This is a genomic window from Acidovorax delafieldii 2AN (assembly GCF_000175235.1).
In the GTDB taxonomy this organism is placed as follows: domain Bacteria; phylum Pseudomonadota; class Gammaproteobacteria; order Burkholderiales; family Burkholderiaceae_C; genus Acidovorax; species Acidovorax delafieldii_B.
On record NZ_ACQT01000114.1, the window covers coordinates 1 to 11,977 of the forward strand.

Here is an 11,977-nt window from a genome sequence, read left to right on the forward strand (position 1 = left end):
CCTGGGACCGCCCCAGCCGTCCCCGCGCCGACACCCCCGAGCACCTGCGCGGCCCCAAGTGCCTGTGGCAGGCACCAGGCGCGGACAAAGGGAAAGGCCCGGATGCCGATTGATTGCTGTCGCGCGCGCGAGGCCCGGCCATGCTGACCCCATGCCTGCTGACGTTGTCAGCGACATGCCAGGCAACCATCGGTCTTCGAGGTTGCGGCGTAGTTCCTACTACGGACCGAGCCAGCTCGCACCGCATCCGTCCGCGAGCGGCCACCAGTCTCTGGTGGCGGATGCTTTCGCCTTATCAACCCACCGCGGGGTTACGCACCTTTCCCCGCATGCGTGGGGCCGGTGTGTCTCCGCTTCATCCCAATGGAGATTCACCATGAACACCACGTCCAACGAGAAATCGTACTTCGACCTCCACACCTCGGGCATCGGCTACATCCAGCGTGCCCGTGAAGTGCCCGTCCGGGGCGGCCGCCGTGCGCAGCCCTTCCTGGCATGCACCATCGCCGCGCTGGTCGGTTCCGCCAAGGACCCCAGCTACCGCTACTTCGACGTCAAGGTCTCGGGTGCCGAGGCCAAGAAGCTGGTCCAGCAATACATCGGCGTTGACGATCCCAAGCAGCGGCCCCTGGTGCGTTTCCGCCTCGGCGATCTGTGGGGTGATGCGTACATCCGCGACAAGGGTGAGCACAAGGGCCAGGCCGCCGCATCCCTCAAGGCGCGACTGCTCAAGGCCGAGCCGCTCGACCGGGCCGAACTGGCTTCGATCAAGCAGTACGAACTGATCACCCGAGGCATCGGCTACCTCAGCCGTGTGAAGGACGTCACCCCCAAAGATGGCGATCCCTTCCTGTCGTGCACCATCGCCGCGCTGTGCGGACCTGTCGATGAGCCGGAATATCGGTACTTCGACACCATCGTCACCACCCCTGAAGCCGAGCACCTGGTTCGCCGGTGCGTGCAGGCCATCGAAGGGGACCGCAAGGTGCTGATCGCGTTCCGTCTGAACGACATGAAGATCGATCCGTACATCCGCACCAAGGGCGAGCGCGCCGGGGAACCGGGAGCGAGCCTGGAATCGACGCTGGTCCACATCGGTCTCATCAAGATCGACGGCACCCAGGTCTATCCGACGAGCCAGGCGCAAGCCGAGGCGCCGCAAGCCGAGGACGCACCCGCGCCCGAAGCCGAGGTTGCCGCCGACACCGCTGCCGACCAGCCTGTCGAGCCCGCCGAGCGCGAGCCCGCAGGTGAAGTCGAGGAGCAGGAGCCGGCATTGGCTGCTTCGTTCTGATTCGGCATGGCCCCTCACGGGGCCTTGCCTTTTTCCTATTCCCCAAGGAGAACCATCATGGCAGCCACATCGGCACCCACGAGATCAGTCCTGCCCATCGTCGTCCCCGGCCAGCTCACGTTGCGGACCATCCGCGGCAAGAACGGCCCGTTCACGGTCGGTCGGCTGACCACCCCCATCGGCGAGTTCGCCGTCAAAGACGCGGAGCTGGAGCAGTACCCCGAAGGCAAGTACGAAGGGGAGTTCGTCATCCGCTACATCTTCGCGAAGTCCTACCCGGTCGCAGGCGGCGCGCGGTTTGAAGTCCGTGCCAATCTCGACGGGATGACGCTCAATGGCATCGACAAACTGAGTCGTGACGAAGCTCGCAGCTTCGCCAGCCAGGAGGTCGATCCGCTCGATGAAGAACTGGGGGCGCAGCCTGCAGCAACGCCGGCCAAGCCCGCCAAGGCACCCAGATCCGCCACGCCCGCACCCGTGCAGGCGTCCGCGGACCCGCTCGTCGATACCACGCCTTTCGGCGTGGATGCGCTGACGCCCGCTGCGGCGACTGCTCCCGGCAGTACCGAGGATGGCGACGCCGCACTGTTCGGGCTGCTGTGGCCGCTGGGCGAGTCCGTGAAACTGGATTCGACCATCGACCGTCGCACCCTGCGCGCGCAGATTGCCCGTCTGGCTGAAATGGGCTATGCGCTGGACTTCAAGACGCAGGAGTGGAGCCGCCAGGCCGAACTGCAACCTGCGTGATTGCACATGCCGCATTCGCGGTGCTCGTCAACCGCCGCAGTACTGACGGCTTGAGTATCTTTCTTCCACCCCCTGGGGCGGCACTCGCCCCTACGGGCAGTGCTGCTTCAGCTCATCCAAGGACATCACCATGAGCCAGCACCACTTCGAGACTCTTCACAAGGGATTTCCCATCACTGTCGCTCTCGGCTGGGACCGGCCGATGCGCTACTTCTTCCTGGTCATCCACAAGCCTGCCGAGTTGATCGACAGCGCCATGAAAGTCGAGTGCGAGGATTTCCTGTACAGCAATTGGCACGAGGACGACCCGTTCGGCCACGGCCTGGATTACTACCGTGAAGTTCTGCGTCATTTCGGCATCGACGTGCCTGAAAGCATGTTCAGTGAAGTCCAGCAGGACTACGCCCAGAACGTCGGCAACCGCGTCGTCAAGCATGGGGCCGACGGCTCTTTCACCGAAGTCTGGCCCTGACGGCCTTTGCTCGCACGACAAGGGAGTTCTCCCCACGTCGTGCGCATTCCTTCTCCTTCTGGGGCACTCGCTGCCCCCGCGGGCGGTGGTGCCCCTCACTTCATCGAGGACTCCACCATGGCTGCAACCACCTCTTCCACCACGCTGTATCGCATCGATGAATGCCTGGACGTGATGGCCGACGCTTGCGTCGGCGATGACCAGGGCAACCTGATCTTCCTGTCGATCTGGGCGCGGGACACCGCCGTCCAGCAGTTCCTCGCTCGCCTGACCCTCGGGCGCGACGAGCAGGGACTGGACCAGTTCCACGTCATCACCGACCAGGGCGGCAGCGTCCCGGTCTTCATCGGCAACGTCGATCGCCTGGAAAAGCGCATGACGCGCGCCTACCGGCGAACGCTGTTCGGTTCGCTGTCCAACGTGTGGTTGTTCGACCGCCGCTGCGTCAGGCCCGACAAGGCCAACGCCAGCGCACTGGCATTGCTGCCCAAGGGCAGCGCCCACCGGCTTGACCGCCTGTGGATGCTGGTACGGGACACCTGCCCATTGCCGCTGCTCGACCACTGGCGCGAAACCGTGCTGGAACTGCTGCAAACCCGCGAGATGCTGGCCCGTCTTCCGTTCGCCCTCGGGCCACTGGAAGGCCATCGGCTCGCCATCGACGTGCCGGCGCTGACCCTGGCGCTGGGCTCCCTGATCCGCAGTGACGTGCTCACCGCCTATCCCTATCCGGCCAAGATTTGGACGCCGGAAGCGGTAGCGGCTTGACCCACCCGCGAGAGCACGCCAAGGCGTGCTTTCGCCCTTCATCCCCGCCAACCAGGAGACTTCCATGGCCCTCATGTTCCCGCGGCTCGCCCGCAATTTCGCCAAGAACGGGTATTACCCGACCGACGAACCCACGCTCGAAAGAGCCCTCAACGCACTGATGCCCAGCGATGGGCCGATGTGCATCCTCGATCCCTGCGCCGGTGAAGGCGTGGCGATCGCCGAAGCAGCCCATGCCCTCGGGCGCGAGCAGGCCAAGGCGTTCGCCGTCGAGTTCGACGCAGAGCGGGCACGCCATGCCCGCGGCCTGGTCGATCACTGCCTGCACGCGGACCTGATGGACACGATGATCTCCAAGCAGTCGTTCGGGCTGCTCTGGCTCAACCCACCGTATGGCGACCTGTCCAAGGACGTCAACGGCAACATCGGCTACCAGGGCCAGGGCCGCGCTCGCCTCGAAAAGCTCTTTTACCAGCGCACCCTGTCGCTGTTGCAGTACGGCGGCATCCTGGTCTTCATCGTCCCTAGCTACGTGCTCGACTCGGAGCTGGTCGGCTGGCTGACGCGCCACTATGCCGATCTGCGCATCTACCAAGCGGTCGACAAGCAATTCCGGCAGGTGGTGATCTTCGGCCGCCGGGTGCGTCAGCGCGAGCTGGCACCCGACGGTCTCAAGGCCGTGCGCAATCTGCTGCTGCAGGTCGGGCTTGGCGAAGTCGAAGCCGATGAGCTGCCAAGCGAATGGCCGTTCCTGCCGTACATCGTCCCCGCCAGTCCGGCCGAGCCGGAGCATTTCTTCCGCGTGACGATGGAGCCGGAGCAGTTCGCCGATGAGGTTGGTCGGCTCCAAGGCCTCTGGCCGTCGCAGGACACGCACCTGGGAGCCGCGCAGCAATCGCTGCGTCCGCCGGCGCGTGCTTTGTCCCACTGGCATCTCGCCCTGGCTCTGGCCGCGGGCGCGATCTCGGGTGTTGTGCGCTCCAAGACCGGGCGCGTGCTCGTCGTCAAAGGTGACACCCACAAGGACAAAACGCTCCAACGGGAATTCACCGAACGCGAAGACGGCTCCATCGCCGAGACCCGCATCCTCACCGACAAGTTCGTGCCCGTCATCCGCGCGTGGGACATGACGCCCGGCTCCGCTACACGGGGCGAGGTCCTGACCATCCGTTAATCCACCGGACGCGCTGCCGTCCTGCTGTACCACATCGAAGGAGAAACACCCATGTTCTCAAGCCTGTTCAAGCGGCCCGCGCCGCAGAAGCACCCGTTGTTCGCACCAGGTACGTTGCAGTTGAGCGAGAAGGTGCATTGGCTGGCCCGCAAAGGCCTGATCGATCCCTTGGCCTATGTCCAGCGCCATGTGCGCGGTGACTGGGGCGAGACCGACGAGGCCACCCGCCAAGCCAACGATGTCGCAATCCGCGGGGACGATCCGGTGATCTCCCACTTCAGGATCACGCCCGAACTGGTGTTGATCGTGAAAACCAGCGAGGACCACCGGACCACGGTGATCCAGCTTCCCGAAGAACGGGACATGATCTGACAGCACCATCGTCGTCTTCATCCACCTGCCGGAGCCACTTCACTCCGCCAGGGGTGTCGTGGCTCAATGACTCATCAAGGAGGAGCCCATGGCGTCACATCGCATTGAAACCTACTGCCACAGGCTGGCGTTCCCAATCGGTGCACTCATCTTCAGCAGAGGCATTGACCGCCTGGTCCGCACGGGTCGTCTCGACCCGATCCCGTACTTCAGGCGCCACACCCGTGGCGACTGGGGCGACGTCAACAGCCAGCAATGGCAGGCCAACAGCACTGCACTGCAATCAGGTGCATCGCTGGAATCCAGCTACGTGATCCATCCGGGGCTGGCCATCCGCATCGTCACCGATGCGCAGCGCAGCGCCACCGTCATCGTGCTGCCGTCCGAAGACTGAGCACGATTCACCAGCAGGCCGCCACGGCCGGCAACTTCGACCACCTCGGCCAAGCGCCGATTTCCTTCCCACTACGGGGCATGCCATTGCCCCGCTGGGGGTGGTGCATGCCCCATTTTTTATTGGAGCATCACCATGTCCCTCGATCTCGAAACCACCGCCGCTGAAGCCGCGCCCGTACAGGGCGAACTGCTCGATGCGGAGTCCTCCCCTCTGACCCTGAGCCTTCAGGATTTCGTCGGCGAGTTCGGCGACGAACTGCTCGACGCCCTCAACAGCGCCAACCCGCCGGTCTATAACGGCCAGCCGCAGGCACACCGACAACTCGTCGTCGCCAGCCTCAAGCGCAAGCTGTTCCCGGCCCAGGCCGAAGTCGTCCACGCCGCCGCCGAGTTGCTGATCGACCGTGGCGAACGCGCCGCGATCGTCAATGGCGAGATGGGCTGCGGCAAGACGACCGTGGGCATCGCCACGGCCGCCGTGCTCAACGCCGAAGGCTACCGCCGCACCCTGGTTCTTTCTCCGCCGCACCTTGTTTACAAGTGGCGGCGCGAGATCCAGGAGACCGTGACGGGCGCCAAGGTGTGGGTGCTCAACGGGCCGGACACGCTCGTCAAGCTCATCAAACTGCGCGAGCAGTTGAATGTCCAGCCCACGGGTCAGGAGTTCTTTGTCCTGGGCCGCGTGCGGATGCGGATGGGCTTCCACTGGAAGCCCGTTTTCACCCAGCAGCGTACCCGTCACGGCAACGTGGCGGCGTGCCCGGACTGCGGCACGGTCATCACCGACCTTGACGGCGAGCCGGTCAACCCGATCGCGCTCCAAGCCGAGGAGTACCGCAGGAAGTGCAGCCACTGCGCCGCGCCCCTGTGGACGCTGATCCGCCCGCGCAGTCTGTCCGGCAGCGACCAATCCTCGGCCGTGCTCAAAGCCTTGAAGCGCATCCCGACCATCGGGGAAGTCACCGCGCAGAAGCTGATGCAGAAGTTCGGCGACGGTTTCCTGGCGTCGATGCTCGGCGACAACATCCATGAGTTCATCAACCTCATGGACGGCAACGGCGAGCTGGTGTTTTCCGACCGTCAGGCCACGCGCATGGAACGTGCGATGGCGAACATGGAGTTTGGCTTCGGCGAAGGGGGATACCAACCCTCAGAGTTTGTGAAGCGCTATCTTCCACAGGGCACGTTCGACTTGCTCATCGCCGACGAGGCGCACGAGTACAAGAACGGTGGCAGTGCCCAGGGGCAGGCGATGGGCGTGCTGGCGGCGAAGGCTCGCAAGACCTTGCTGCTGACCGGAACCCTCATGGGGGGATACGGTGATGATCTCTTTCATCTACTGTTCCGAGCCCTGCCTGGGCGAATGATCGAAGACGGCTACCGCCCGACCACGAGCGGCAGCATGACCTCGGCCGCGATGGCGTTCATGCGCGATCACGGCGTCCTGAAGGACATCTATTCCGAGAGTACCGGCACGGCGCACAAGACGGCCAAGGGCACCAAGGTATCGGTGCGCACGGTCAAGGCCCCGGGCTTCGGCCCCAAGGGCGTGCTGCGCTGCATCCTGCCGTTCACGATCTTCCTCAAGCTCAAAGACATCGGCGGCAACGTCCTGCCGCCGTATGACGAAGAGTTCCGTGAAGTCGCAATGGACACGGCGCAAGCCGCGGCCTACCGCGATCTGGCAGGTCGGCTGACCGCAGAGCTGAAACAGGCTCTGGCGCGACGCGACACGACGCTGCTGGGTGTGGTGCTCAACGTGCTGCTGGCCTGGCCGGACTGCTGCTTCCGGTCGGAGACCGTGGTGCATCCGCGCACGCGCAACACCTTGGCGTTCGTCCCGGCTCAGTTCAACGAGTTCGAGGTGACGCCGAAAGAGCGCGAGCTGATCGAGATCTGCAAGGAAGGGAAGGCGCAGGGCCGGAAGGTCCTGGCCTACACGGTCTATACCGGCACGCGCGACACCACGTCGCGTCTGAAGGTGCTGCTGGAGCAGGAAGGCTTCAAGGTCGCGGTGCTACGCGCGAGCGTGGACGCCAGCCGCCGCGAGGACTGGATCGCCGAGCAGCTGGACCGTGGCATCGACGTGCTCATCACCAACCCCGAGCTTGTGAAGACGGGACTGGACCTGTTGGAGTTTCCGACGATCGTGTTCATGCAGTCGGGCTACAACGTGTACTCGCTCCAGCAGGCGGCACGCCGCTCCTGGCGCATCGGGCAAAAGCTGTCCGTGCGCGTGATCTACCTCGGCTACGCGGCCACCTCGCAGATGACCTGCTTGGAGCTGATGGCCAAGAAGATCATGGTCTCGCAGTCCACCTCGGGAGATGTACCCGAATCCGGGCTGGATGTGCTTAACCAGGACGGTGATTCCGTCGAAGTGGCGCTGGCCCGGCAACTGGTCGCCGCCTGATCCGACGCCATCGCCGGCCTAGCGCCGCGCTTTCTCGTTTCTTCCCACCTTGCAGTCATGTCCACGTATCTCGTGGGCATGACTGCACATTTTTTCAGCATCAGTGGGGTTGGTTGCTGTCTATATAGTATAGTCCCCCATACTATATTTGGTTGTGTACTGCCATGTCCCATACAACTCGCCAGAAAGACAAGCTGATCGCCCGTGTCCGCCGCCTCAAGGGACAGTTGGAAGGCATCGAACGGGCATTGGAGGCCGAGGCGGCCTGTGTCGAGGTGCTGCGCCAGCTCGCGTCCGTGCGAGGTGCGCTCAGCGGATTGACAGCCGAGGTGATGGAAGACCACTTGCGTGAGCACGTCCTTGAGGCTGCGACAGACAAGGAACGACACGAGGGCGGCGAGGAAATGATCGAGGTCATCCGGGCCTACATGAAATGAGCAGACCGCCTGTGGGCGGACTCACCCAACAACAGGAATTTGCCGATGACCTCTACCTTTAGCCCGCCGACCCCGGGCCACAACCATTCCTTCCTCGGAAGCGACCACCAGCGCAATGAGCGCAAGGTGTGGTTGGTGATCGTGCTGACCGCCAGCATGATGCTGGTGGAGATCATTGCCGGAACCGTTTATGGCTCGATGGCACTGGTCGCCGATGGCTGGCATATGTCCACCCATGCCGGCGCGATGCTGATTGCCGCGTTGGCCTATCGTTTCGCGCGCCGACACGCGAGTAATCCGCGCTTTACCTTCGGCACGGGCAAATTCGGCGATCTGGCCGGTTTTGCCAGTGCGATTGTTCTGGCCCTGATTGCGTTGCTGATCGGGTGGGAGAGTCTGGTTCGCCTGACCCAACCGATCCGTATCGACTTCGAGCAGGCGATTGCGGTCGCAATCGTAGGTCTGATCGTCAATCTGGTCTGCGCCTGGCTTCTGAGGGATGACCATTCTCATCACGGTCATCACCACCATGGTCACGATCATCATCATCACGAACATCATGAACCGGGTAAGGCCCGTGACAACAATCTGCGTGCGGCCTACCTGCATGTGGTAGCCGATGCCCTGACGTCCGTCTTGGCCATCGTCGCGCTGCTGCTGGGACGCAGCTATGGCTGGACGTGGGCAGATCCCATCATGGGTGTGGTCGGCGCACTGGTGATTTCACGATGGTCGTGGGGACTGATTCGGGACACTGCCAGCGTGTTGCTCGATGCTGCTGCCGAGGGACAGGAAGTGCGGCAGGAAATACGAGAGGCGATCGAACCGACGGGGAGTCAGGTCACGGATCTTCATGTATGGCAGGTCGGCCCCGGTCATTTCGCGGCGATCGTCTCGTTGATGGCTCATGAACCCCAGGAGCCTACGCACTACAAGGCGCTGCTTGCACATATTCACGAGCTGGCGCACGTCACCGTCGAAGTGCAGCGCGGGTAGAGTGAGCAAGACTTGGGGTTGAGCCGGTCTTCGCTGCCGCGCTTCGATCCCTAACGTAAGGAAAGCGGATAGCCCCAGTTCGCATTCCTGGCTGACCACGCTGCGGCGCGCAGCCAAGGTATCGGCATCGCAACAGAAGAGCCGATGCCATGTCCGCAATCCACGTATCCCGGCGTCTGATTGGCGCCGGCCTGCTGGCCTCAGCAGGCCTGGTCAGCGGCTGCGCGACCACCACGACGCCGCTCGCGCCCGATGCCATCGAGGAAGTCTCGGCGGCTCCCGACCCCGAGGCACCCGAGTTCATTCCGGTCGTGCGCTACGGCCGCTACACGCTGGTCGAGCTGGCACCCACGGTGGCTCAGCGCGACCTGCTGTTGCAGACCATCGACGTGTCCATGCCCGAGGATGCGCGCGCCACCGTCGGCGATGGGCTGCGGCATGTGCTCAAGCGCAGCGGTTACGGCCTGTGCCAGACGGCGCATGTGGTGATCGAGCTGTACGCGCTGCCGCTGCCGGCGGCGCACCTGCACCTCGGCCCCATGACCTTGCGCGATGCGCTGCTCACGCTGGCTGGCCCGGCCTGGGAACTGCACGCGGATGATCGCGCACGGCAGATTTGCTTCGAGCGGCCCGGCGACAGCGTGGCCATCGAACCCGCATCCGAGCCATCCGCCGTCGAGGCGGTGCAGACGTTCCCGCTGGAGCCTTCGGTTTCGGGAGGCCAGCCATGAACGCTCCGCAATCCGCCCAGCGCTCAACCGCCGCCGTGGTGGTGCAGAGCCTGATGTGGCTGTGGCTGCTTGGCCTCAGTGTCCTCGTGGCCCTCGGCTACCAGGCGATGAACGACCAGACTGACCAGGAACGCCTCGATTCTCGCCTGCAACGCCTCGAAGCGCAGGCGACCGGCTTGGCCGAGACCATCGAGGCCATCCAGCAGCGTCCGGCCGTCGCCACGGCGGCGGACCTCAAGGACACCCGCCAAATCCTGGAGGCACGCGCAGCCCAGGTTGAGAAATCGCTGAGCGGCTATGCCGCTGCCGACGACCTTCAGGCGTTACGCGCAGAAGTTGAGCAGATCAAAACGCGCCAAACCGCCGCACGCGCCGCACCCGCCCAGCCACGCGCAACGAATAAGGCCGCCGCCAAGCCTGAACCGCCGCCGCTGCCGTTCCGCGTCGTCGGCACCGAATTGCGTGCTGGCCAGCGCAGTGTGTCCGTCGCGCCGAGCAGCGGGGACTTCACGCCCGACCAGCTTCAGGTACTGCTGCCAGGTGATGCGCTCGGCCCGTGGCGCTTGCAGACCGTCGAGGGAAACACCGCCGTGTTCCAGGCCGGCGACCAGACCCGTCGCGTGGCGATTCCTTGATCGGAGCACACCACATGAAGCCGTCCATCATCGTTTCCGCGCTCCTGCTGGCATCCGCCCAATTGTCTGCCTGGGCGCAGCAGCCCGTCACCGCCCCGGCCCGCAATGCGCAGAGCCAGGAGCGCCCACTGGTCGCCCGTATCCTCGACGACAAGGTGGCAAGCGACTGGGGCCTGCAACCGCAGGAGTGGGCACGCTACCGCGAACTGATGGACGGGCCGCTGGGGATCTACTCACCCAACCTGGACCCGCTGTCCGCCCTGGGTATCGAGGCCCGCACCGACGAGGAGCGGCGGCGCTACGCAGAGCTGCAGGTGCAAATCGAAGCGAGCCGCGTGGAGAAACTGCTTGCGTACCAGCGCGCCTACGACGAGGCCTGGCAGCGCCTGAACCCCGACATGCAGCGGGTGAACCTGCCTGACAACGAGCCCAGCGCCGGCACAAGCGCCAGTCCAATGCGCGGCAGCGGCCGCACGGCGGTATTCGTCAAGGACGGCTGCGCAGTCTGCGGACAGCTCGTGCAGCGCCTGCAATCCTCGGGGGCCGAGTTCGACCTGTACATGGTCGGCAGCCGCCAGGACGATGCGCGCATCCGCGACTGGGCCAAGCGCGCACAGATCGACCCGGCACGGGTGCGCAGCGGCAGCATCACACTCAACCATGACGGCGGCCGCTGGCTGTCGCTGGGCCTGCCCGGCGATTTGCCTGCGGTCGTGCGCGAGGTGAACGGCCAATGGCAACGCCAACCCTGACGGCGCCGTGGTGCGCACTGGTGCTCGCAGTTGGCCTCTGCGTCTGCGCCGCCCAGGCTCAGGAAATTCCACCACCGGCCTATCAGCTTGCCGCCCAGCACGCGGGCATTCCCTCGACGGTGCTCTACGCCGTAGCCCTGCAAGAGAGCGGCATCCGGCGCAACGGGCGAATCGTCCCGTGGCCGTGGTCCCTCAACGTCGCCGGCCAGTCTCGCCGCTACGCGACCCGATCCGACGCCTGTGCTGGTTTGCAGCAGGCGATGCGCTCCACGCCGCACACGCGCATCGACGCGGGCCTGGGCCAGATCAACCTCGGCTACCACCAGCAGCGCTACAGCACCGCGTGCGACCTGCTCGACCCGTACCGCAACCTCGCCATCGCCGCCGAGATCCTGAAAGAGCAGCACAGTCCCGGGGAGGATTGGTTGGTGGCAATCGGCCGTTACCACCGCCCCGCGGGAGGCGAGCCCGCCGCCCGCTATCGACGCAGCGTGTCGCGCCACCTCGCGCGCGTGCAAGGCACGCGCCCAACCCCGGCGGTCCTCGCCGCGCGCCAGGAGACCTCACCATGACGAAATCCCATCTGCCCCATCTCGCGGCACAGGGCCTGCTTGTGCTGCTGGCGAGTATGCCGCTGACCTCGCGTGCCGGCGAGCCGCTGATCGTGGTCGAAGACCGTGGCGGCACGTCGGCGCTGCCGTACTACGAAGCCCTGAACCTCCAGCCGCGCGCCAACGCTCCGGCCCGGCCGCCCATCCCGACGCCTCAGATCCCGGCCACGCCGGCAGAC

General features: G+C 64.9%; 15 protein-coding genes. All 15 read left to right on the forward strand.

Annotated features, from left to right (window positions below; translation table 11 throughout):
• Positions 1 to 376 precede the first annotated feature (376 nt).
• The gene (locus ACDELDRAFT_RS13830) at positions 377 to 1,294 is read left to right on the forward strand and encodes a DUF3577 domain-containing protein (RefSeq protein ID WP_005797744.1); all 918 of its coding nucleotides are present in this window, start codon (positions 377 to 379) and stop codon (positions 1,292 to 1,294) included.
• A gap of 57 nt (positions 1,295 to 1,351) precedes the next feature.
• Positions 1,352 to 2,041: a DUF3275 family protein gene (locus ACDELDRAFT_RS13835; protein ID WP_005797746.1), complete on the forward strand. Its 690-nt coding sequence runs from the start codon at positions 1,352 to 1,354 to the stop codon at positions 2,039 to 2,041.
• Between the two features lie 130 nt (positions 2,042 to 2,171).
• Positions 2,172 to 2,513 (forward strand): hypothetical protein, encoded by a 342-nt coding sequence (locus ACDELDRAFT_RS13840; RefSeq protein ID WP_005797748.1) that lies wholly within the window; start codon positions 2,172 to 2,174, stop codon positions 2,511 to 2,513.
• A gap of 117 nt (positions 2,514 to 2,630) precedes the next feature.
• On the forward strand, positions 2,631 to 3,281 hold the full coding sequence (locus tag ACDELDRAFT_RS13845; protein ID WP_005797750.1) for a hypothetical protein: 651 nt from the start codon (positions 2,631 to 2,633) through the stop codon (positions 3,279 to 3,281).
• A 40-nt stretch (positions 3,282 to 3,321) separates the two neighbouring features.
• On the forward strand, positions 3,322 to 4,455 hold the full coding sequence (locus tag ACDELDRAFT_RS13850) for a DUF6094 domain-containing protein (RefSeq protein WP_269763833.1): 1,134 nt from the start codon (positions 3,322 to 3,324) through the stop codon (positions 4,453 to 4,455).
• Between the two features lie 51 nt (positions 4,456 to 4,506).
• Entirely contained in the window at positions 4,507 to 4,827 is a 321-nt protein-coding gene (locus ACDELDRAFT_RS13855; protein WP_005797753.1) for a hypothetical protein, read from the forward strand.
• Between the two features lie 88 nt (positions 4,828 to 4,915).
• A complete protein-coding gene (locus tag ACDELDRAFT_RS13860) occupies positions 4,916 to 5,221 on the forward strand; it encodes a hypothetical protein (RefSeq protein ID WP_005797755.1) in 306 nt (101 codons plus the stop codon).
• A 135-nt stretch (positions 5,222 to 5,356) separates the two neighbouring features.
• On the forward strand, positions 5,357 to 7,636 hold the full coding sequence (locus ACDELDRAFT_RS13865; protein WP_005797757.1) for a helicase-related protein: 2,280 nt from the start codon (positions 5,357 to 5,359) through the stop codon (positions 7,634 to 7,636).
• Positions 7,637 to 7,800: 164 nt separating this feature from the next.
• Complete coding sequence (locus ACDELDRAFT_RS13870) at positions 7,801 to 8,073, forward strand: metal/formaldehyde-sensitive transcriptional repressor (RefSeq protein WP_005797759.1); 273 nt, start codon at positions 7,801 to 7,803, stop codon at positions 8,071 to 8,073.
• Positions 8,074 to 8,118: 45 nt separating this feature from the next.
• Entirely contained in the window at positions 8,119 to 9,069 is a 951-nt protein-coding gene (dmeF, locus tag ACDELDRAFT_RS13875) for a CDF family Co(II)/Ni(II) efflux transporter DmeF (RefSeq protein WP_005797761.1), read from the forward strand.
• A 149-nt stretch (positions 9,070 to 9,218) separates the two neighbouring features.
• On the forward strand, positions 9,219 to 9,800 hold the full coding sequence (gene pilL2 / locus ACDELDRAFT_RS13880; RefSeq protein WP_005797762.1) for a PFGI-1 class ICE element type IV pilus protein PilL2: 582 nt from the start codon (positions 9,219 to 9,221) through the stop codon (positions 9,798 to 9,800).
• A complete protein-coding gene (locus ACDELDRAFT_RS13885; protein WP_005797765.1) occupies positions 9,797 to 10,435 on the forward strand; it encodes a hypothetical protein in 639 nt (212 codons plus the stop codon). The genes pilL2 and ACDELDRAFT_RS13885 overlap by 4 nt, the downstream gene beginning before the upstream one ends.
• 14 nt (positions 10,436 to 10,449) lie before the next feature.
• Positions 10,450 to 11,187, forward strand: coding sequence for a TIGR03759 family integrating conjugative element protein (locus ACDELDRAFT_RS13890; protein ID WP_005797766.1), 738 nt, complete (start codon positions 10,450 to 10,452; stop codon positions 11,185 to 11,187).
• Entirely contained in the window at positions 11,169 to 11,759 is a 591-nt protein-coding gene (locus ACDELDRAFT_RS13895; protein ID WP_005797768.1) for a transglycosylase SLT domain-containing protein, read from the forward strand. The genes ACDELDRAFT_RS13890 and ACDELDRAFT_RS13895 overlap by 19 nt, the downstream gene beginning before the upstream one ends.
• Positions 11,756 to 11,977: DUF2859 domain-containing protein (locus ACDELDRAFT_RS13900; protein ID WP_005797770.1), on the forward strand; the 222-nt coding region annotated here is incomplete at its 3' end. The genes ACDELDRAFT_RS13895 and ACDELDRAFT_RS13900, both read left to right, overlap by 4 nt.

What these genes read in the sequence shown, in the direction of transcription:
- ACDELDRAFT_RS13840 (WP_005797748.1), top strand. Translation starts at nt 2,172, where the DNA reads ATGAGCCAGCACCACTTCGAGACTCTTCACAAGGGATTTCCCATCACT.
- ACDELDRAFT_RS13870 (WP_005797759.1), top strand. Translation starts at nt 7,801, where the DNA reads ATGTCCCATACAACTCGCCAGAAAGACAAGCTGATCGCCCGTGTCCGC.
- ACDELDRAFT_RS13835 (WP_005797746.1), top strand. Translation starts at nt 1,352, where the DNA reads ATGGCAGCCACATCGGCACCCACGAGATCAGTCCTGCCCATCGTCGTC.
- dmeF (WP_005797761.1), top strand. Translation starts at nt 8,119, where the DNA reads ATGACCTCTACCTTTAGCCCGCCGACCCCGGGCCACAACCATTCCTTC.
- ACDELDRAFT_RS13865 (WP_005797757.1), top strand. Translation starts at nt 5,357, where the DNA reads ATGTCCCTCGATCTCGAAACCACCGCCGCTGAAGCCGCGCCCGTACAG.
- ACDELDRAFT_RS13890 (WP_005797766.1), top strand. Translation starts at nt 10,450, where the DNA reads ATGAAGCCGTCCATCATCGTTTCCGCGCTCCTGCTGGCATCCGCCCAA.
- ACDELDRAFT_RS13860 (WP_005797755.1), top strand. Translation starts at nt 4,916, where the DNA reads ATGGCGTCACATCGCATTGAAACCTACTGCCACAGGCTGGCGTTCCCA.
- pilL2 (WP_005797762.1), top strand. Translation starts at nt 9,219, where the DNA reads ATGTCCGCAATCCACGTATCCCGGCGTCTGATTGGCGCCGGCCTGCTG.
- ACDELDRAFT_RS13830 (WP_005797744.1), top strand. Translation starts at nt 377, where the DNA reads ATGAACACCACGTCCAACGAGAAATCGTACTTCGACCTCCACACCTCG.
- ACDELDRAFT_RS13885 (WP_005797765.1), top strand. Translation starts at nt 9,797, where the DNA reads ATGAACGCTCCGCAATCCGCCCAGCGCTCAACCGCCGCCGTGGTGGTG.
- ACDELDRAFT_RS13855 (WP_005797753.1), top strand. Translation starts at nt 4,507, where the DNA reads ATGTTCTCAAGCCTGTTCAAGCGGCCCGCGCCGCAGAAGCACCCGTTG.
- ACDELDRAFT_RS13845 (WP_005797750.1), top strand. Translation starts at nt 2,631, where the DNA reads ATGGCTGCAACCACCTCTTCCACCACGCTGTATCGCATCGATGAATGC.
- ACDELDRAFT_RS13895 (WP_005797768.1), top strand. Translation starts at nt 11,169, where the DNA reads ATGGCAACGCCAACCCTGACGGCGCCGTGGTGCGCACTGGTGCTCGCA.